The 18,671-nt window shown below is 61.8% G+C and carries 18 protein-coding genes; 5 read left to right on the top strand and 13 right to left on the bottom strand.

Annotation, left to right across the window (positions count from 1 at the left end; genetic code table 11):
- Nucleotides 1-61 precede the first annotated feature (61 nt).
- Nucleotides 62-784, bottom strand: a complete 723-nt coding sequence (gene pgeF, locus CAG25_RS18875; protein WP_085612624.1) for a peptidoglycan editing factor PgeF — start codon at nt 782-784, stop codon at nt 62-64.
- Nucleotides 781-1,743 carry a 23S rRNA pseudouridine(1911/1915/1917) synthase RluD gene (rluD, locus tag CAG25_RS18870; protein WP_011335991.1) on the bottom strand — a complete coding sequence of 321 codons (963 nt, stop codon included), beginning with the start codon at nt 1,741-1,743 and terminating at the stop codon, nt 781-783. Before rluD ends, pgeF begins: the two co-directional genes overlap by 4 nt.
- A gap of 152 nt (nt 1,744-1,895) precedes the next feature.
- Between rluD and CAG25_RS18865 the strand changes: the two genes are divergently transcribed.
- From CAG25_RS18865 to CAG25_RS18850, 4 genes are all read left to right on the top strand, one after another.
- Nucleotides 1,896-2,912 carry an outer membrane protein assembly factor BamD gene (locus tag CAG25_RS18865; protein WP_007959566.1) on the top strand — a complete coding sequence of 339 codons (1,017 nt, stop codon included), beginning with the start codon at nt 1,896-1,898 and terminating at the stop codon, nt 2,910-2,912.
- Between the two features lie 125 nt (nt 2,913-3,037).
- Entirely contained in the window at nt 3,038-3,271 is a 234-nt protein-coding gene (locus tag CAG25_RS18860) for a PP0621 family protein (RefSeq protein ID WP_039771683.1), read from the top strand.
- Nucleotides 3,261-4,850 (top strand): ATP-binding protein, encoded by a 1,590-nt coding sequence (locus CAG25_RS18855; RefSeq protein ID WP_085612623.1) that lies wholly within the window; start codon nt 3,261-3,263, stop codon nt 4,848-4,850. The genes CAG25_RS18860 and CAG25_RS18855 overlap by 11 nt, the downstream gene beginning before the upstream one ends.
- The gene (locus CAG25_RS18850; protein ID WP_085612622.1) at nt 4,847-6,193 is read left to right on the top strand and encodes a sigma-54 dependent transcriptional regulator; all 1,347 of its coding nucleotides are present in this window, start codon (nt 4,847-4,849) and stop codon (nt 6,191-6,193) included. Before CAG25_RS18855 ends, CAG25_RS18850 begins: the two co-directional genes overlap by 4 nt.
- A gap of 157 nt (nt 6,194-6,350) precedes the next feature.
- Here the strand turns inward: CAG25_RS18850 and thiO are convergent, their stop codons facing one another.
- The 7 genes from thiO to CAG25_RS18815 are packed head-to-tail and all read right to left on the bottom strand — an operon-like array spanning nt 6,351 to nt 13,124.
- Nucleotides 6,351-7,451 carry a glycine oxidase ThiO gene (gene thiO, locus CAG25_RS18845; protein WP_085612621.1) on the bottom strand — a complete coding sequence of 367 codons (1,101 nt, stop codon included), beginning with the start codon at nt 7,449-7,451 and terminating at the stop codon, nt 6,351-6,353.
- A 57-nt stretch (nt 7,452-7,508) separates the two neighbouring features.
- Nucleotides 7,509-7,910 carry a type IV pilin protein gene (locus CAG25_RS18840; RefSeq protein ID WP_085612620.1) on the bottom strand — a complete coding sequence of 134 codons (402 nt, stop codon included), beginning with the start codon at nt 7,908-7,910 and terminating at the stop codon, nt 7,509-7,511.
- A 15-nt stretch (nt 7,911-7,925) separates the two neighbouring features.
- Nucleotides 7,926-11,018, bottom strand: a complete 3,093-nt coding sequence (locus CAG25_RS18835; protein WP_085612619.1) for a pilus assembly protein — start codon at nt 11,016-11,018, stop codon at nt 7,926-7,928.
- Nucleotides 11,005-11,484, bottom strand: coding sequence for a PilX N-terminal domain-containing pilus assembly protein (locus CAG25_RS18830; protein ID WP_064382099.1), 480 nt, complete (start codon nt 11,482-11,484; stop codon nt 11,005-11,007). The genes CAG25_RS18835 and CAG25_RS18830 overlap by 14 nt, the downstream gene beginning before the upstream one ends.
- Nucleotides 11,485-11,494: 10 nt before the next feature.
- Nucleotides 11,495-12,208 carry a PilW family protein gene (locus tag CAG25_RS18825; protein ID WP_085612618.1) on the bottom strand — a complete coding sequence of 238 codons (714 nt, stop codon included), beginning with the start codon at nt 12,206-12,208 and terminating at the stop codon, nt 11,495-11,497.
- A complete protein-coding gene (gene pilV / locus CAG25_RS18820) occupies nt 12,205-12,654 on the bottom strand; it encodes a type IV pilus modification protein PilV (RefSeq protein ID WP_085612617.1) in 450 nt (149 codons plus the stop codon). Before pilV ends, CAG25_RS18825 begins: the two co-directional genes overlap by 4 nt.
- Nucleotides 12,651-13,124: a GspH/FimT family pseudopilin gene (locus CAG25_RS18815; RefSeq protein WP_064599521.1), complete on the bottom strand. Its 474-nt coding sequence runs from the start codon at nt 13,122-13,124 to the stop codon at nt 12,651-12,653. Before CAG25_RS18815 ends, pilV begins: the two co-directional genes overlap by 4 nt.
- A gap of 127 nt (nt 13,125-13,251) precedes the next feature.
- Here CAG25_RS18815 and CAG25_RS18810 point away from each other — a divergent pair, with 127 nt between their 5' ends.
- A complete protein-coding gene (locus CAG25_RS18810; RefSeq protein ID WP_085612616.1) occupies nt 13,252-13,806 on the top strand; it encodes a GspH/FimT family protein in 555 nt (184 codons plus the stop codon).
- Here CAG25_RS18810 and ispH read toward each other — a convergent pair.
- The 4 genes from ispH to ileS form a co-directional block, all read right to left on the bottom strand.
- The gene (gene ispH, locus CAG25_RS18805; RefSeq protein ID WP_085612615.1) at nt 13,778-14,722 is read right to left on the bottom strand and encodes a 4-hydroxy-3-methylbut-2-enyl diphosphate reductase; all 945 of its coding nucleotides are present in this window, start codon (nt 14,720-14,722) and stop codon (nt 13,778-13,780) included. The two genes, CAG25_RS18810 and ispH, sit on opposite strands and share 29 nt — an antisense overlap.
- 155 nt (nt 14,723-14,877) lie before the next feature.
- Nucleotides 14,878-15,315 (bottom strand): FKBP-type peptidyl-prolyl cis-trans isomerase, encoded by a 438-nt coding sequence (gene fkpB / locus CAG25_RS18800; RefSeq protein ID WP_170928297.1) that lies wholly within the window; start codon nt 15,313-15,315, stop codon nt 14,878-14,880.
- 7 nt (nt 15,316-15,322) lie between these two features.
- On the bottom strand, nt 15,323-15,835 hold the full coding sequence (gene lspA, locus CAG25_RS18795; RefSeq protein ID WP_064118729.1) for a signal peptidase II: 513 nt from the start codon (nt 15,833-15,835) through the stop codon (nt 15,323-15,325).
- A complete protein-coding gene (gene ileS, locus CAG25_RS18790) occupies nt 15,828-18,659 on the bottom strand; it encodes an isoleucine--tRNA ligase (RefSeq protein WP_085612614.1) in 2,832 nt (943 codons plus the stop codon). The genes lspA and ileS overlap by 8 nt, the downstream gene beginning before the upstream one ends.
- Between the last annotated feature and the right edge of the window lie 12 nt (nt 18,660-18,671).

The raw sequence follows: 18,671 nt of genomic DNA, 5'->3' as shown, positions 1-18,671 counted from the left end.
CTATAGATGCGGTCGATTCTGGAAGATTCAAGCGTGGGACAGTTGATGCAGATCAGACAGTTTAGCGGGTGAGCCAAACGAGGGAAGCGAAGCGACCAGTGCGCGATGCACGGCGATAAGAGAAGAAGCGCGGATCGGTCACGGTACAGAAACCGCCACCATAAACAGCGGTGACACCACGAACCGCCAGACGCAGCCGCGCCAGCTTATAGATGTCAGCCATGAACTTGCCGGCGTTGTGGCTCGGGACAAAGGCTGTCTCGGCTTCGGGCAATTGATTGATGAACACTTCCCGGACTTCCGGGCCGACTTCAAAGGCTTGCGGTCCGATGGCCGGGCCGAGCCAGACCAGAATGTCTTCGGCAGGCACATCCAGGCTGTCGAGGGTAGCCTCCAGCACGCCGGCCGCCAATCCACGCCAACCGGCGTGAGCGGCAGCAACGCGAGTGCCGGCACGGTCGCAGAACAGCGCCGGCAGGCAATCGGCAGTCATCGCCGCACAAGCGATACCGGGCGTTGCCGTCCAGCTGGCATCCGCCGTGGTCACCACGGACGGATCCGCATGCGCCACGGCAATCCCGTGCACTTGCTGCAGCCAGGCAGGCTTTATAGAGAAGTGTTCGGTCAGACGCCGACGGTTTTCGGCAACAGCCTCCGGGCGGTCATCGACATGATCGCCCAGATTGAGGCTGTCGAACGGCGCCTCGCTGACGCCGCCCTCGCGGGTGGTGACACAGGCTTTGACGCTGGCCGGCGCGGGCCAGTCCGGCGTCAGCCAGTTCATCCGACGAATGCCTCGCGATCCTGCTTGAGCAGGGTCAGCAGCCACACCAGATCTTCCGGCAGCGGCGATTCCCAGCTCATGCGCTCACCGGTGGTCGGATGATCCAGCTCGAGGAACCGCGCGTGCAGGGCCTGACGCGGGAAGTGCTTGAGGGATTCGACCATGGTTTGGCTCGCGGCCGGCGGAATGCGGAAACGACCGCCGTACGCCGGGTCGCCGACCAACGGGAAGTTGATGTGCGCCATGTGCACGCGGATCTGGTGAGTACGACCGGTCTCCAGCTTCACCCGTACGTGGGTGTGGGAACGGAAGCGCTCCAGCACGCGGTAGTGGCTGACGGCCGGCTTGCCGCCTTCCATCACCGCCATGCGCTGGCGCTGCTGGCCGTGACGGCCGATCGGGGCGTTGATCTTGCCGCCGGCGGTCACCACGCCGATCACGATGCACTCGTAGATCCGGCTGACGCTGCGGCTTTGCAGCTGCGCGACCAGCTTGGTCTGCGCCTGAATGGTCTTGGCCACCACCATCAGACCGGTGGTGTCCTTGTCCAGACGATGCACGATACCGGCGCGCGGGACATTGATGATGTCCGGCACGTGGTGCAGCAAGGCGTTGAGCAAGGTGCCATCAGCGTGACCGGCAGCCGGGTGCACCACCAGGCCCGCAGGCTTGTTGATCACCAGAATGTCGTCGTCTTCATAGACGATGTCGAGTTCGATATCCTGAGCGACCCATTCACCCTGGGCCTCCTGCTCGGCAGTGAGCTCAAGGATGGCACCGCCATGAACAATGTCGCGCGGGCGGATGACCGCCCCGTCCACAGTCAGGCGACCTTCTTTGATCCAGGCGGAAAGGCGCGAGCGCGAGTGCTCGGCGAAGAGTTGGGCAGCGACTTGATCGAGGCGTTGGCCGCCCAATTCGGACGGCACCTCTGCGCGAAGTTCAATTTTATCGGACATGCTCGGACTGGGCGTCGGCTACAGCCTTTGGTTTCGGCTGCGCGCTTGTGGTTAAATACGGCGTCTTTTGCCCCGGGGCTTTTCAACGGGGCGCTCATCATAACAGGACGGCCCCGCCCAAGACAGCGGCCGTCATAGGGACGCAAGCCGCCATGCAAGTGAAACACCTGCTGCTGATCGCCATCCTCGCATTGACCGCTGCTTGCTCATCGAAGGAAGTCGTAGACGAAAACCTGAGTGAAGCCGAGCTGTACCAGCAGGCTCAACAGGACCTGGACAACAACAGCTACACCAGCGCCACAGCCAAGCTGAAGGCTCTGGAGTCGCGTTATCCGTTCGGTCGCTATGCCGATCAGGCGCAGCTGGAACTGATCTATGCCAACTACAAGAACGCCGAGCCGGAAGCTGCAAAATCCGCTGCCGAGCGTTTCATTCGTCTGCATCCGCAGCACCCGAACGTGGATTACGCCTACTACCTCAAGGGCCTGACCTCGTTCGACCAGGACGTCGGCCTGCTGGCGCGCTTCCTGCCGCTGGACATGACCAAGCGTGACCCGGGTGCCGCCCGCGACTCCTACAATGAGTTCGCCCAGCTGACCAGCCGCTACCCGAACAGCCGCTACGCGCCGGACGCCAAGCAGCGCATGATCTACCTGCGCAACCTGCTGGCTGCCTACGAAATCCACGTGGCCGACTACTACCTGACCCGTCAGGCCTATGTCGCCGCTGCCAACCGTGGTCGTTATGTAGTGGAAAACTTCCAGGAAACCCCATCGGTCGGTGACGGCCTGGCGGTGATGACCGAAGCCTACCAGCGTCTGCATCTGGACGAACTGGCGGCCACCAGTCTGGAAACCCTGAAGCTCAACTACCCGAACCACCCGAGCCTGCAGGACGGTCAGTTCGTGCCTCGCGTTGCCGAAGCCGACAACCGTTCGTTCCTGAGCAAGGCCACCCTGGGTCTGATTGAATCCCGTCCGCCGCTGCCGCCGGGAGAGACCCGCGCCAACCAGGACGTGCAGAAGCAGTTCCAGGACGCGAAAGACGCGATCCCGAACGAGCTCAAGCCGAAAGACGAAAACGGCGACGTGATCGAAGAGCCGGAACCGGAGTCGAGCGACAGCGACCGTTCCATCTTCAGCTACATGACCTTCGGTCTGTTCGACTGATCACTGCGGTGATGCCAAAAAGGGAGATCTTCGGATCTCCCTTTTTATTGCGGCGTGTGATTGGGCTGTGCGCCTGTCGGGTCCTTGGCTAAACTGCCGAATCATTAGCCGAAAAGCCGCCCATCATGCTTCGTTTACTGTTCTGGATTGCCTTGATCGCCGCTGCTGTCTGGTTGTGGCGCAAATTCAAGGCCCCCGCCTCGTCCACCCGATCGCCTCGCGAACAGGATGCCGCGCCGATGGTGCGCTGCGCCCATTGCGGCGTGCACCTGCCCCGCGACCGCGCGCTGAACCTTCAACAACAGTGGTATTGCAGCCAGGCTCACCTTGAGCAAGGCCCCGGTTCCAGTGATCGCTGAGGCCGACAACGCCGACAGCAAACAGGCCCAGCGACTGCTGCGTCTCTATCATCTGTACCGTTTAAGTGTCGGCATCACCCTGGTGTTGCTGATCTCCAGCAACATGGACAACCGCCTGCTGACCTCGGCCAACGACGAGTGGCTGCGCAATGGCAGCTGGTTGTACCTGGTGCTGAACATCCTGCTGGTGGTGTTCCTCGAAAACATCCGCCGCCCGGCCCAGGTGTTCGGCCTGGCACTGGTCGACATTCTGCTGCTGTGCAGCGTGTTCTATGCGGCCGGCGGTGTGGCCAGTGCGATTGGCAACTTGCTGATCGTTTCGGTGGCCATCAGCAACACCTTGCTGCGACGACGTATCGGCTTGCTGATCGCCGCCATCGCCACCCTCGGCATCGTCGGGCTCAGCTTTCTGCTGAGTTTCAGCCACCCCCTGAACGCCAACGACTATCTGCAGGCCGGCACCCTCGGCGCTCTATGCTTCGCGGCGTCATTGCTGGTGCAAGGATTGATGCGCCGTCTCGAAGTCAGTGAGAACCTGGCCGAGCAGCGCGCCAGCGAAGTGGTGGGGCTCGAAGCCCTCAATGCGCTGATCCTGCAACGCATGCGCACCGGCATTCTCGTGCTCGACGAACAGCGCCGGGTGCAACTGGCCAATCACAGCGCCAGGACCTTGCTGGGACAAACGCAGCTTGAAGGCGACTTGATCGATGAGCACTCGAGCGCATTGGTCGAACGCCTGCAACTGTGGCTGAACAACCCGACTCTGCGCCCGCAAAGCCTGAAAATCGCCGGCAATGGCCTGGAGCTGCAGCCGAGCTTCATCGCCCTGGAACAGAGCCCGAACCGCCAGACCCTGGTGTTTCTCGAAGACCTCGCCCAGATCGCCCAGCAGGCCCAGCAATTGAAACTCGCCGCGCTGGGCCGCTTGACTGCCGGTATCGCCCATGAAATCCGCAATCCGCTGGGAGCCATCAGTCATGCCGCGCAGCTGTTGCAGGAATCCGAGGAACTCGACGGCGCGGATCGGCGTCTGACGCAGATCATTCAAGACCACTCCCAGCGCATGAACCGAGTCATCGAAAACGTTCTGCAACTGTCCCGCCGTCAGCAGAGCGCGCCGCAACGGCTGGATCTCAAGCCGTGGCTGGAGCAGTTCGTCGACGAGAGCCGCGAACAGGCCGGCGAGCGCCAGCACATTCATCTGCACATCGGCCCGGGGGATTTCCGCACGTTGATGGATCCCGGCCAGCTCACGCAGATTCTCGACAATCTGTTACGCAACGGCTGGCGCCACAGCGCCCTGCTGCACGATCCGGCCGAGGTCTGGCTGACACTGTTCATCGACCCCGAGAGCACGCTGGCCGTGCTCGAAGTGCAAGACAACGGCCCCGGCGTGCCGCTCGATCAACAGGCTCACCTGTTCGAACCGTTCTTTACCACCAGCAGCCAAGGCACCGGCCTTGGGCTTTATCTGTCCCGTGAGCTGTGCGAAAGCAATCAAGCGCGCCTAGACTTCAAATCACGCCAAGGCGGCGGCTGCTTTCGCATCACCTTTGCTCACGGACGGAAACAAAGTTGAACACGAGCCCACGGCAAAAAATCCTCATCGTCGACGACGAGCCGGATATCCGCGAACTCCTGGAAATCACCCTGGGACGGATGAAACTCGACACCTTCAGCGCACGCAATCTCGCAGAGGCCCAGGCGCTGCTGCACCGCGAGACCTTCGATCTGTGCCTGACCGACATGCGCCTGCCCGACGGCACCGGCCTGGAACTGGTGCAGCACATTCAGCAACGTTTTCCCCAACTGCCGGTGGCGATGATTACTGCCTACGGCAGCCTGGAAACGGCGATCAACGCCCTCAAGGCCGGGGCTTTCGACTTCCTGACCAAACCGGTGGACCTGACGCGCCTGCGCGAGCTGGTCGGCTCGGCGTTGCGCATGCCGGCGCCGGGTAATGTCTGCACTTCGATCGACCGGCGGTTGCTCGGCGACTCACCGCCGATGCGCAATCTGCGCAAACAGATCGACAAACTGGCCCGCAGCCAGGCACCGGTCTACATCAGCGGCGAATCCGGCAGCGGCAAGGAACTGGTCGCCCGATTGATTCACGAACAGGGCCCGCGCGCCAGCCAGCCATTCGTACCGGTGAACTGCGGGGCGATTCCGTCTGAGCTGATGGAAAGCGAGTTCTTCGGCCACCGCAAAGGCAGTTTCAGCGGTGCGGTGGAGGATAAACCGGGACTGTTTCAGGCGGCCCATGGCGGCACGCTGTTTCTCGATGAAGTAGCCGATCTGCCGCTGCCGATGCAGGTCAAGCTGCTGCGGGCGATCCAGGAAAAAGCCGTGCGCAGCGTCGGCGGGCAACAGGAAACCGTGGTCGATGTGCGCATCCTCTGCGCGACGCACAAGGACCTCGATGCGGAAGTGGCTGCCGAGCGTTTCCGTCAGGATCTGTATTACCGGCTGAACGTGATCGAACTGCGTGTGCCGTCCCTGCGCGAACGTCGCGAGGACATCGAAGCACTGGCCGGCCACATGCTCAAGCGCCTGGCCAATGGCACCGGGCAGCCGGCGGCACGCCTTCATCCCCATGCCCTCGAGGCGCTGAAAAACTACCGCTTCCCGGGCAACGTGCGGGAGTTGGAGAACGTGCTCGAGCGGGCGCACACCCTATGTGAAAACCGCACGATCGAGACCGATGACTTACGCCTGAGTGAAGGTAACGGCGCCGCCGAGGGCGGGGTTGCCGATCTCACCCAGATCGACAACCTCGAAGACTATCTTGAAAGCGTCGAGCGCAAACTGATTTTGCAGGCGCTGGAGGAAACCCGCTGGAATCGCACGGCGGCGGCGCAGCGGTTGAGCCTGTCATTTCGGTCGATGCGCTACAGGCTCAAGAAACTGGGTCTGGATTGAGGGCCTCTTCGCGGGCAAGTCGAATCGTCGCACCGCCGCTCCCACAGTTTTGTGCCGTGCTCAACTTTTGAGTAAAGCGCCGTACCCTGTGGGAGCGGCGGTGCGACGATTCGACTTGCCCGCGAAAGCGATTTATCAGGCACCGCTAAAAAACTGACTAGATCCGTCCGGCCGGTGCATACGGCGCGGGATCAATGATCGGCGCGCGCCCCAGCATCACATCGGCAAACAACTGACAGGACGCCGGCGCCAGCACCAGCCCGTTGCGGTAATGCCCGCAGTTCAGCCATAGACCGTCAAAACCCGGAACCCGGCCAATGTAAGGAATGCCCTCGGGCGAACCCGGTCGCAGCCCGGCCCAGTGCCCCACCACTTCGGCATCGGCCAGCGCCGGCAGCAACTCGACTGCCGAGGCCTTGAGGCTTTCCAGTGCGTTGTCCGTCGGGGTCTTGTCGAAGCCTTCGTGTTCCAGCGTACTGCCGATAAGAATGTGCCCGTCACGGCGCGGAATCGCGTAGCGCCCCTTGGCCAGCACCATGCTCGGCAGGAAATCCGCCGCGCACTTGTAGAGAATCATCTGGCCCTTGACCGGTTCCACCGGCAGCGACAGGTCCAGGGTCTTGAGCAATTCTCCGCTCCACGCGCCCGCCGTCAGCACGATCTGATCGCCAGCGATCACACCGGTTGAAGTCTGCACGCCCACCACCCGTTCGCCTTCACGGACGAACCCGCTGACTTCGCACTGCTCGTGAATCGTCACGTTCGGCAACGCCTGCAAAGCCGCTTTCAAAGACTTCACCAGCCGCGGATTGCGCACGTTGGCCACATCGGCCATGTAGATCGCCCGGGAAAAGCCGCCACCGAGCACTGGCACCGCATCATGCGCCGCCGAGATATCCACAGCCCGTAGCGGACGGTCCTCCCGCGCGGCCCAGGCCAGCGCTTCGGCTTCGTCATCCAGATCCAGCCAGTACAGGCCGGTGGTGTGCACTTCGGGATCGACCCCGGTATCGGCAAACAGGCGCTCGCCCAGCTGTGGATAAAAATCCTGCGACCAATGCGCCAGCGCGGTGACGGCCGGGCTGTAGCGCCACGGGTACAGCGGAGACACGATACCGCCGCCGGCCCAGGACGATTCCTGGCCAACGTTCGAACGATCCAGCAGCACCACGCTGCCGACCTCGGAGGCGAGGTTGTACGCAGTGAGCAGGCCAATCACCCCGCCACCGACAATCACCACTTGCTGTTGCCTGGTCATGTTTGATCCAACCGTAAAAAAGACAGTGGGCGCAAAAGGCGCCCAAAATAATGCGGCTCAGCGGCCCCAGCAATCCTTGGTGGTCAGCCCGGTGGTCGCGTTGTTCATGCTTCTGACACCGGTGTTGGTGAGGGTGAAATCCCCGCACTTGTCAGTGGCCATGGCCGTGCCGGTCTTGCGGGTCGCGGTCAGCAGGAAGGTCTGATCGGTGATCGTCGGCGTGATGGTGTAGAAATCGTTGCCGGTGCTCAACCCGGTGACACCGGTGTAGACGTTGTTCTTCGAATAGAAGCGCTCGAGGATCTGTGCCTGTTCCGACAAAGTGCTGACCACGTCGGCACGACGGCCCTTTTTCACGTATTCGTTGTAACTTGGGAGGCCAATTGTGAGCATGATCCCAATGATCGCAATCACGATCATGATTTCGATCAGGGTGAAACCTCGGTTGGATCTGCGCATGCCTCGAACTCTCGCTTACTGAATTTGCCGCCACATGATACGACGGCTGCCGCCGCCGGATTTTTCCACCAGGGTGGTGATACCGCCACTGGAATCGTTCACGACCTTGCGTGATGCACCGTTGACGATGGCGTTCAGGGTCGGGATACCGCCGGTGAACACCACGCCGCTGGAAATCGTGTCGTTGCTGTCGACCACGCCATCGGCGTTGGTGTCGAGCACCGCGTAGTTGAGCATCTTACCGCTGAACGCATCGAGTTCGATCAGTTTGCCGGTACCGAAACTGGAACACGGGTCGGTGGTATCGACACTGGCCGTGGTGAACACGATGCGTCCCAGCACCAGACTGGCCTGATTGATCACCCGTTCGCCAGTCAAGGCGTTGTTGTACACCAGCGGCAGATACCAGCCCTTCTCCGCCGGATAAGTCGTGTCGTTCTGGCTGGTGGTGACGAACTGCCCGGTACTGCCGGAGAACACCCCGGTAATCGCCTGCGCCTGCAAACTGCTGACCGTGATCTGGCCCGACCCGCCATCGGCATCCCACACCGAATAGAACGCCTGCAAATCCTTGTTGGTCTTGTCGGCGGCTTCGTTGAACTTGCCGGTGCCAACGAAAATCTGTTTGCCGCCCAGAGCGTTGTCCGCCAGTAATGGCTGCGCGGTGATCGGCTGACTCGTCCCGCCGGCCGTGGTGAACAACGGCTTGCCGGAAAACGCTACGCCCCAGCTGTCGGAGGACGTGGCGCTCAGGTCGAACTTCCACAACCGCCCCTTCAAGTCACCGCCATACGCCGCCTGCACCACGTTCTGCGAATTGACCCGCAGCTTCACCGAGGACAAACCGTTGGTGGTTTCCGTACTGTCGATGACGATTTTCTTGATCAGCGAGCCGTCACGCACATCCAGCACATACAGCGCCGCCACCCCGGAGTTGCTGCCGTAACCGTTGGCAATGAACGCCGCCCAGCGACCATCGGCCAAGCGTGCCACTTCCGGACGGGCATAGGCATAACCCAGATCATTGAAAGCGTTGGAAGTACTGACGGTTGTCGGCGCGCTGACTTCCCACAAGGCACGGATGACGTTGCCTGCCGAGGCGTCGAACAGCTGAAGCCCGTAGAAAGTCTTGCCACCGGCTCCTGTCCCGCCGATGGCCAGGGTTTTCCAGGCCGTGCCGAATTGCGCATCGAACACACCGATCTGACCATCCACCAGAAACTTGTGGCTGACGCCATTGACGTAGTTCGGATCGGCAATCAGGCGCAGCGAGGGCAATACGCTGGACGGCATGTAGGCATAGCGCCGGGTACCGTTGGCCGAGTTGATGACGCTGACAAAACCGTCGTTGGCGTTCACCACCAGGCTGGCATTCATGTTCGAAGCCTTGGTGGTCAGGTAGGTGCTGTAGGTGGTGTCACCGGCCAGATCGGAGGCGGTTTTTTCCGTGGGCGAAGCCAGCACCAGCGGCGCGTTGATGATGTCTCCGAGCAACACGCTGCGCACTTTAAGGCCGGCCTTGTTGGTGCCCTTGCTCCATTCAACCAGGTCGATGCCGCTGATGCCGGCGGGCAAACCCTGGCTGAGAACGGTTTGTTGGGCCGACGAGAAGTTGCCGTAAGCCAGCGTCACCGCCGCGTTGTTCAGAGTGTTCCATGACTGGTAGGTCGGCGCGGTGGCGCCGGGCACGATGGTGGTGTCGGTGGTCCACAATACCGCCGAGGTGTTGACCGCCCCGGCCGAGTTGAAGCCAAAGGACTTGATCGTGCCGCGCCAGTCCTTGGGGTCATAACTGGTCTGGAAATAGCTGGTGCCGCTCGCCAGCGTGGTGCCACTGGCCACGCCGCTGCCGCCGGAACCAGCCTTGGAAGTGATATCGCTCAACGCCGAAGACAATGCGGCATTCAGGCCGGCGCTGTCGGTCGCCTGGTAGTAGCGGCCCTGTCCGTAATCGGCGGCGTCCGAGAGCATGTCGTTGGAAGCGGTGAAACCCACGGTGTAGGTGTTCATGTTCTGCCTGGGGAAATCTACCGCGTTCCAGCTCTTACCCGCTGCATCGGTGCCGGTGGAACGCATGTCGATGTCGAAGGCGAACTTGGCGATATCGTCCAGATACAGCGTATCGCCCTCCCCGTCCCCGTTGAGGTTGTTCCCGTCATTGTTGATGCCGTCCCAGTTCGGCAAGCGGCTGCCACCCAGCGGGTCGTTGCTGGGAAAGGTGCGGTCATAGGTCGGCAAACCATCAGTGATCACCACCCCGTAGTTTTTCTGGCAGCGGTACTGGATCGGGCTGGTGTAAGTGCTCGGCGTGCTGTTGTAGTACGGCGCCATCCCGCGCATGTAGCGAGTGATCTCGTAATAGGTCTCGGCCAGAGGCGTATTGGCTACCGCACTCAGGCCGTTGATCGAGGAAATAAGTGCGTTGTAGTTGGTATCGGCCTGGGCCTGGGTCACGCTGCCGCTGACCGGTGACAGGTCGCTGATGGAGCGTGCGATGAAACCACCGTTGCCGGGGTTGTTGCTGGTGGCCGGATTGAAGGTGGCCAGGCCCATGCGCAGGTTGCGGTTGCTGGTGACCAGTGCGGTGGAGACGTTGCGCGCCACGTTGATCCGGTAATCGTTGGGAATCGCCCCGGTGGTGAAGTCGCGTGTGCCGTTGTTGATCGCCAGACTCACCACGTAGGAAATGTAATCCGCCGAATAGCGGGTGTTGCCGCTGCCCACCGGATCCGGCAGCTTCAGGCAGAGCGGCGTCAGGCTGTTGTTGTAGAACGCATAGGCGCCGCCGGAGCAGCCGGAGGTCGGCAGGCTCGACAGAAAGATCGTATCGCCGGTAATGGCGGTCGAGCTCAGACACAGACCGATGACCGCGTTGCACTGCCGAGCCGGCGTGCGATCCACGGTCGGATCGAACCCTGCTGCATAGATGATGCTGTTCATGCTGCCCGAGTCGTCGATCATCAACATGACGTTCGGTGGCACGGCGGCCGCGCTCAACAGTGGCGAGTCGGACGGCGTGAAAGCATACGCCGGTGCCGCCAGATAGAGCCCGGTCAACATGCCGAGCAGCAGCGACAACCATTTGAAGCGTCGCTCAGTACTTCGCATAGACACTCTCCACCACACTGCGCGAAGTGCCGGCGATGCCGACGGCCGTGACCCGGTACAACGTCGCCGAGGTGTTGCTCGGTACGTTCACCGCCGTCAGGGTCGTACCGATATTCTGCACCCCGTAGAACCCGCTGCCGGCGGCGATCCAGGTGACCCCCGACGTGGAATTGAACCCGGCCGCGCTGACCACCGAGGACTCCGCCGGCGGCGCGCACTGGGTAGGGCTGGCGCACACCGCCAGCGCGTAGCCATCCAGTTGCACCGCACTTTCGCCGATGCGCAGCGCCGCCTCGGCAGTCTGGAACGATTGATTGCGCAAACTCACGCTGCCGGCCATTTTTTCCTGCAGGTTGGCGCTTTGCATCGATGACAGGCCGATCACCGTCAGAAGCAGCAGAAATACCAGGCTGACCAGCAACACCATGCCGCCCTGGGACCTTCGCCGATGGAGAGAAACGTTCATCGCTCGCCCCTCACTGCAAGCGGTTGCGCAAGGCGGCAACCACGTTGAAGGTTTGATTGCTGACCCGGTTGTTCGGGTCAGTGAGGGTAAGGCTCAGGCGCACGCTGCGAATCCGCGCCGGATCACCGGGGTTGGCGCTGTAGGTGGACGCCGCGACATCGGTCGCAGAACTCGCCAGACCAAACATCACGGTGAACGCACTGACATTGTTCACCAGCACCTGCTGGGCGGGGTTGCCGCTGCCGGTGCCCATCAGAATCTGGTTGTTGCTGAAGCTGTAGATCAGCCGACGGATCGGAAACGCGATCTGTCCTGTCGCCGCCACCCGCGCGCCGGTATAAGCCGTGGCGCTGTTGCGGCAATCGGAGACCACCGTCCAGGTCGGGGTCCCGCCCGCACTGCCGACATCAGCGGTGACCAGGGTCAGCTTGAGGTTGGCGTTGTCCCAACTGATAGGCATGATCTGGGCCGCCGTGAAATCCCCCGCCGAGCTGGAATCGGTAATCGTGCCCAGGCAGCCGAACATGCCCACCATGCGCAGTTCCTGAATCATCTTGCTCAGCACAAACCGCGCGTCCTCCTGCATGGCGGCCGCACTGTTCTGACTGACGTAAGTGTTCTTCGCCGCCAGGAAGATCTGCACCACGCCGAGCACCACGATCAGCCCCAGCGCCAGAGCGACCAGCATTTCGATCAGACCGAAACCCAGGTTATGGCGCTTCATGGTGTGGTCACCGGATCGACCGCGGCGCGACTGGTCAGGACGAAGCTGCGGGTTGCACCGGTCGTATTGGCGGCGCGCGCGTCACTCCAGGTGATGGTGATGGTGTACACGCGCTGATTGAGGGTGATGCTGCCGGTGGCGGTCGGGCCGCCGAAATTGAGGATGTTGGTGCTGAAATCGTAGAGATCCTGATCCCGGGCGACACTCAGATTGCCCGTGGTCGGTGGTGTCACGGTGTAGTCGGCGCCGGAATTGGCGCGAATCCGGTCCATCATGTCGTAGGCGATGAAACTTGCCTGGCTGGTCATCCGCGAGCTGTCGGTGTACTTCAGCGCATTGAGCTGAACCGCCGCCGCGCCCAGCAACCCGACCGTCAGAATCAACAACGCGACCAGCACTTCGATCAGCGTCATGCCCTCCTGTGCGTGCTTGCTCCCTGCCCTCATCCGCAACTTCCACCCAATTGAATTCGTCCGTTCAGACACACGTTCAGCGTCCTGCTTTGCGTGCCCAGCGTGTAACTGATGACCACCGCCGTGGACGGCGCCGCCAGCCCGCCCAGATTATTGAAATCCAGTGCGGTCACCCCAGAGGGTAGCGTCAGAGTCGCACCGCTGCTCATTGCTGGAACAACCCGCAATACATTGGCCGGAGTGCCAGTACTGTCGTAGACCGACAACTCGCCGGTCCAGACACTGCCGCCGGCGCTCGGCCGCAAGCGAGTGGTGACGCCCCGGTTGATCGCCTCGAGCCTGGCGTAGTTGAGGGCCCGTTGCAGGTCGCCGACCTCGGTGTCGGCCTTGCTGCCCTGCACCGAACGGGTGAATGCCGGCACCGCCATCGTGATCAGGATCACAAACACCGCGACCGCCACCAACAGCTCGATCAGCGTGAAACCTTTTGTACGATGATCCATCGATGCCCTCCGTTGCCGTCGGCTATACCTGTACAAACCTAGAACATTCGACCGGCATGCGCCGGTTGATTTACCGCGTGCGGCGCACGGATTGCGCCGCCGTGCACAATCCAGGGAGGAGGCGCACATGCCGCAACAGGGTTTCAGTCTGGTCGAACTGCTTATGGGACTGGCGATCGGCGCAATTGTTCTGTCGCTGGTCAGTCCGGCGCTGGCGGACTTCACCGAATCAAACCGACGGCAGCAGGCCGCGCAGTCTTTGCTCGACGGGATTCGTAATGCCCGGAGCATGGCCATCACGCGCAACCAGAGTGTGGTGATTCATGGCATCAACGGTGACTGGGGTCAGGGCTGGCGGATCATCCTGGATCTCAATGGGAAGGGGCCGGCGGATGCGGGTAATCCATTGCTGACCGAGCAGGCGAGTGACGGAAAGATACCGATTGTCGGCAACTGGTTGGTGAGCCGGTACATACGGTTCAGCAGCCTGGGCCAGCCACTGGTGCCGGACCGAAAGTTTCAGGCGGGGACGATACATCTATGTTCGGCTCGTGAACCGGTCAGCCAGCTTCAGGTGGTGCTGGCGGCGACCGGTCGCGTACGCCTGGCCAGCCAAAAGGCTGAACAGGCGTTGTGCCGAAAGGATAAAGCGATCAGATCGAACGGACGCGCAGCTCTTTAGGCATCGAGAACGTGATGTTCTCCTCACGCCCGGCCAGTTCGTCGGCGCCGGTGGCGCCCCAGGCCTGCAACTGCTGGATCACGCCACGTACCAGAACTTCCGGGGCGGAGGCGCCGGCGGTGATGCCGATGCGCTCGACACCGTCGAACCAGCTCTTCTGCAGGTCTTCGGCGCCATCGATCAGGTAGGCCGGCGTGGCCATGCGCTCGGCCAGCTCACGCAGGCGGTTGGAGTTGGAACTGTTCGGACTGCCCACTACCAACACCACATCGCATTCGTCGGCCAGTTGCTTGACCGCGTCCTGACGGTTCTGGGTGGCGTAGCAGATATCGTCCTTGCGCGGCCCGCCAATGGCCGGGAAACGCGTACGCAGCGCATCGATGACACGGCTGGTGTCATCCATGGACAACGTGGTCTGGGTGACAAAGGCGAGCTTGTCGGGGTTGCGCACCTGCAGCTCGGCGACATCCTTCTCGTCTTCGACGAGGTAGATCGCGCCGCCATTGCTGGCGTCGTACTGGCCCATGGTGCCTTCGACTTCCGGGTGACCGGCGTGGCCGATCAGGATGCATTCACGGCCGTCGCGGCTGTATTTCGCGACTTCGATGTGCACCTTGGTCACCAGCGGGCAGGTGGCGTCGAACACTTTCAGGCCACGGCCGGCGGCTTCGCTACGCACAGCTTGCGAGACGCCGTGGGCACTGAAGATCACGATGACATCGTCCGGCACCTGATCCAGCTCTTCGACAAAGATCGCGCCACGACTGCGCAGGTCTTCGACCACGAACTTGTTGTGCACCACTTCATGACGCACATAGATCGGCGGCCCGAAGACTTCCAGGGCGCGGTTGACGATTTCGATCGCCCGGTCCACGCCGGCGCAGAAGCCACGGGGGTTGGCGAGTTTGATTTGCATGCTGTGCCTCGTGTCTTGCGCGCAAGAAAATGGATCATTGCAATCCCTGTGGGAGCGGGCTTGCTCGCGAAAGCGGTGTGCCAGACAACTTTTATGTTGAATGTCAGTCAGCATTCGCGAGCAAGCCCGCTCCCACAGGGGTTCTGCTGTGTTACTCAGAGCGCTTTGACGGAGAAGATTTCCACGTCAAAGGTCAGCGTCTTGCCTGCCAGCGGGTGGTTGAAGTCGACGGTCACTTGTGCGTCGTCGAACTCTTTCACCACACCCGGCAGCTCAGTATTGGCCGCATCGTTGAAGATCACCAGCAGCCCCGGCGACAGTTCCATGTCCGCAAACTGCGAACGCGGGATGATCTGTACGTTTTGCGGGTTCGGCTGGCCGAAGGCGTTTTCCGGCTCGACGGTCAGGGTACGCTTGTCGCCGGCCTTGAAGCCGAACAGCGCCGCCTCGAAACCCGGCAGCAGGTTGCCGTCGCCGACCTTGAAGGTCGCAGGGGCTTTGTCGAAAGTGCTGTCGACCGTGTCGCCGTTCTCCAGGCGCAATGCAAAGTGCAAGGTGACTTCCGTGTTCTGGCCGATGCGTTGCTCAGCCAATACCTGTTCAGTCATGAACGGCTTCTCCGGTTTTTTTACTTTTGAACATGTCCAGTGCCAGCATCACCGCACCAACGGTGATGGCGCTGTCGGCGAAGTTGAATGCCGGGAAGTACCAGCGGTTCTGCCAGTGCACCAGAATGAAGTCGATCACATGGCCCAGGGCAATGCGGTCATAAAGGTTGCCCAGTGCGCCGCCCAGCACCAGCGCCAGCGCGATGGCCAGCCAGGTTTCGTTGCGGCCCAGGCGCTTGAGCCAGACCACCAGCACCGCACTGACCACAATCGCGATCAGCGCGAACAGCCAGCGCTGCCAGCCGGAGCTGTCCGCGAGGAAGCTGAAGGCAGCGCCGGTGTTGTAGGCCAGGGTCCAGCTGAAGTAATCAGGGATGATCACGATCTGCTGGAACATCTCGAGCTTGCCTTCGAAGTAGAACTTGCTGGCCTGGTCGATGACCAGAACCAGCAAGCTCAACCAGAGCCAGCTCAGCCGTCCGAAACGGCCAACGGCATTAGGCATAGTGACGAACCTCGCCGGCGCCATCGATGTTGTCCACGCAACGACCGCAGATTTCCGGATGCTCCGGGTTCACGCCGACGTCTTCGCGGCAGTGCCAGCAACGGGCACATTTCGGGAAGGCAGACTTGACGATCTTCAGCTTCAGGCCGCTGACTTCGGTGGCCACAGCGTCGGCCGGAGCCTGCACGAACGGCGCAACAGTGGCAGTCGAGGTGATCAGGACAAAGCGCAGCTCGTTGCTCAGTTTGGCCAGGTCGGCAGTCAGCGCGTCTTCGGCAAACAGCGTCACTTCGGCTTGCAGGTTGCCACCGACGGCCTTGGCCGCGCGCTGGATTTCCATCTCTTTGTTGACCGCCACCTTCACTTCCATGATGCGATCCCAGTACTCGCGACCCAGCTCGAAGCCTTCCGGCAACTCGGTCAGGCCTTCATACCAGGTGTTGAGCATCACCGATTCGTTGCGCTCGCCCGGCAGGTATTGCCACAGCTCGTCGGCGGTGAACGCCAGGATCGGCGCGATCCAGCGCACCAGCGCTTCGGAGATGTGGAACAGCGCGGTCTGGCACGAACGACGGGCCTTGCTGTCGGCGCCGGTGGTGTACTGGCGATCCTTGATGATGTCCAGATAGAAACCACCCAGCTCCTGCACGCAGAAGTTGTGGATCTTCGAGTAGACGTTCCAGAACCGGTATTCGCCGTAGTGCTCTTGCAGCTCACGTTGCAGCAGCAGCGTACGGTCCACCGCCCAGCGATCCAGCGCCAGCATGTCTTCGGCCGGCAGCAGATCGGTGGCCGGGTTGAAACCGGTCAGGTTGGAAAGCAGGAAACGCGCGGTGTTACGAATACGACGATAGGCGTCCGCGCTGCGCTGCAGGATCTGCTCGGACACGGCCATTTCGCCGGAGTAGTCGGTCGACGCGACCCACAGACGCATGATGTCGGCGCCCAGGGTGTCGTTGACTTTCTGCGGCGCGATCACGTTGCCCAGGGACTTGGACATCTTGCGGCCGGACTCGTCCACGGTGAAGCCGTGGGTCAGCAGCTCGCGGTATGGCGCGTGGTTGTCGATGGCGCAACCGGTCAGCAAGGACGAATGGAACCAGCCACGGTGCTGGTCCGAACCTTCCAGGTACAGGTCGGCACGCGGACCGGTCTCGTGGCCCATCGGGTGCGAACCGCGCAGGACGTGCCAGTGGGTGGTGCCCGAGTCGAACCAGACGTCGAGGGTGTCGCTGATCTTGTCGTACTGCGGCGCTTCATCGCCCAGCAGTTCGGCAGCGTCGAGTTTGAACCAGGCTTCGATGCCTTCGACTTCAACGCGCTTGGCCACTTCTTCCATCAGCTCGACGGTGCGCGGGTGCAGTTCGCCGCTTTCCTTGTTCAGGAAGAACGGGATCGGTACGCCCCAGTTGCGCTGACGGGAGATGCACCAGTCCGGACGGTTGGCGATCATCGAGTGCAGGCGCGCCTGGCCCCAGGCCGGAACGAACTTGGTGTCTTCGATGGCTTTGAGCGAGCGTACGCGCAGGGTGTCGCCGCTGACTGGCTCCGTGTCCATGCCGATGAACCACTGCGCGGTGGCGCGGTAGATCAGCGGGGTCTTGTGACGCCAGCAGTGCATGTAGCTGTGTTCGATGACGGTGGTGTGCAGCAGCGCACCGACTTCGGTCAGTTTTTCGACGATGGCCGGGTTGGCCTTCCAGATGAACTGGCCGCCGAAGAATTCCAGCGACGGCACGTAGACGCCGTTGCTCTGTACCGGGTTGAGGATGTCGTCGTTGACCATGCCGTACTTCTTGCAGGTCACGAAGTCGTCCACGCCGTAGGCCGGCGCGGAGTGAACCACGCCGGTGCCGGCACCCAGTTCCACGTAGTCGGCCAGGTACACCGGCGACAGACGGTCATAGAACGGGTGACGGAAATTGATCAGTTCCAGCGCCGAACCCGGTGCGGTGGCCAATACGGTGCCTTCGACGCCGTAACGGCTCAGGCAGGATTCGACCAGCTCTTCAGCCAGCACCAGCAGCTTGTCGCCGATGTCGACCAGGGCGTAGGTGAATTCCGGGTGAACGTTGAGCGCCTGGTTGGCCGGGATGGTCCACGGGGTGGTGGTCCAGATCACGATCGAGGCCGGTTTGCCCAGGGACGGCAGACCGAATGCGGCGGCCAGTTTGGCCTCGTCAGCGATCGGGAACGCTACGTCGATGGTCGAGGACTTCTTGTTCTCGTACTCGACTTCCGCTTCGGCCAGGGCCGAACCGCAATCGAAGCACCAGTTCACCGGTTTCAAGCCCTTGAACACGAAACCGCCCTTGACGATTTCGGCGAGGGCGCGGATTTCACCGGCCTCGTTCTTGAAGTTCATGGTCTTGTACGGATTGGCGAAGTCGCCCAGGACGCCGAGGCGGATGAACTCGGTCTTCTGCCCTTCGATCTGCTCGGTGGCGTAGGCACGGCACAGTTCGCGGGTCTTGTCCGCGCCCAGGTTCTTGCCGTGGGTCACTTCGACCTTGTGCTCGATCGGCAGGCCGTGGCAATCCCAGCCCGGGACATACGGCGCGTCGAAGCCCGACAGGGTCTTCGAGCGGATGATCATGTCCTTGAGAATCTTGTTCAGTGCGTGACCGATGTGAATCGTACCGTTGGCGTACGGAGGGCCGTCGTGCAGGACGAACTTCGGACGATCCTTGCCAATCTCGCGCAACTTTCCGTACAGGCCAATACTGTCCCAGCGCTGCAGGATCTGCGGTTCGCGCTGTGGCAGGCCGGCCTTCATTGGGAAGGCGGTGTCCGGAAGGTTTAGCGTGGCTTTATAGTCGGTCATTTAAGGCTCTTC

It is taken from the genome of Pseudomonas sp. B16(2017), from assembly GCF_002113205.1.
In the GTDB taxonomy this organism is placed as follows: Bacteria; Pseudomonadota; Gammaproteobacteria; order Pseudomonadales; family Pseudomonadaceae; genus Aquipseudomonas; species Aquipseudomonas pharyngis.
The sequence above is the reverse complement of the archived record's forward strand: the minus strand, read 5'-3'. Positions and strand labels throughout refer to the sequence as shown.

Bases quoted from the DNA above. Each gene is read 5' to 3' on its own strand.
- pgeF (WP_085612624.1), bottom strand. From the start codon at position 784: ATGAACTGGCTGACGCCGGACTGGCCCGCGCCGGCCAGCGTCAAAGCC.
- rluD (WP_011335991.1), bottom strand. From the start codon at position 1,743: ATGTCCGATAAAATTGAACTTCGCGCAGAGGTGCCGTCCGAATTGGGC.
- CAG25_RS18865 (WP_007959566.1), top strand. From the start codon at position 1,896: ATGCAAGTGAAACACCTGCTGCTGATCGCCATCCTCGCATTGACCGCT.
- CAG25_RS18860 (WP_039771683.1), top strand. From the start codon at position 3,038: ATGCTTCGTTTACTGTTCTGGATTGCCTTGATCGCCGCTGCTGTCTGG.
- thiO (WP_085612621.1), bottom strand. From the start codon at position 7,451: ATGACCAGGCAACAGCAAGTGGTGATTGTCGGTGGCGGGGTGATTGGC.
- CAG25_RS18840 (WP_085612620.1), bottom strand. From the start codon at position 7,910: ATGCGCAGATCCAACCGAGGTTTCACCCTGATCGAAATCATGATCGTG.
- CAG25_RS18835 (WP_085612619.1), bottom strand. From the start codon at position 11,018: ATGCGAAGTACTGAGCGACGCTTCAAATGGTTGTCGCTGCTGCTCGGC.
- CAG25_RS18830 (WP_064382099.1), bottom strand. From the start codon at position 11,484: ATGAACGTTTCTCTCCATCGGCGAAGGTCCCAGGGCGGCATGGTGTTG.
- CAG25_RS18825 (WP_085612618.1), bottom strand. From the start codon at position 12,208: ATGAAGCGCCATAACCTGGGTTTCGGTCTGATCGAAATGCTGGTCGCT.
- pilV (WP_085612617.1), bottom strand. From the start codon at position 12,654: ATGAGGGCAGGGAGCAAGCACGCACAGGAGGGCATGACGCTGATCGAA.
- CAG25_RS18815 (WP_064599521.1), bottom strand. From the start codon at position 13,124: ATGGATCATCGTACAAAAGGTTTCACGCTGATCGAGCTGTTGGTGGCG.
- CAG25_RS18810 (WP_085612616.1), top strand. From the start codon at position 13,252: ATGCCGCAACAGGGTTTCAGTCTGGTCGAACTGCTTATGGGACTGGCG.
- ispH (WP_085612615.1), bottom strand. From the start codon at position 14,722: ATGCAAATCAAACTCGCCAACCCCCGTGGCTTCTGCGCCGGCGTGGAC.
- lspA (WP_064118729.1), bottom strand. From the start codon at position 15,835: ATGCCTAATGCCGTTGGCCGTTTCGGACGGCTGAGCTGGCTCTGGTTG.
- ileS (WP_085612614.1), bottom strand. From the start codon at position 18,659: ATGACCGACTATAAAGCCACGCTAAACCTTCCGGACACCGCCTTCCCA.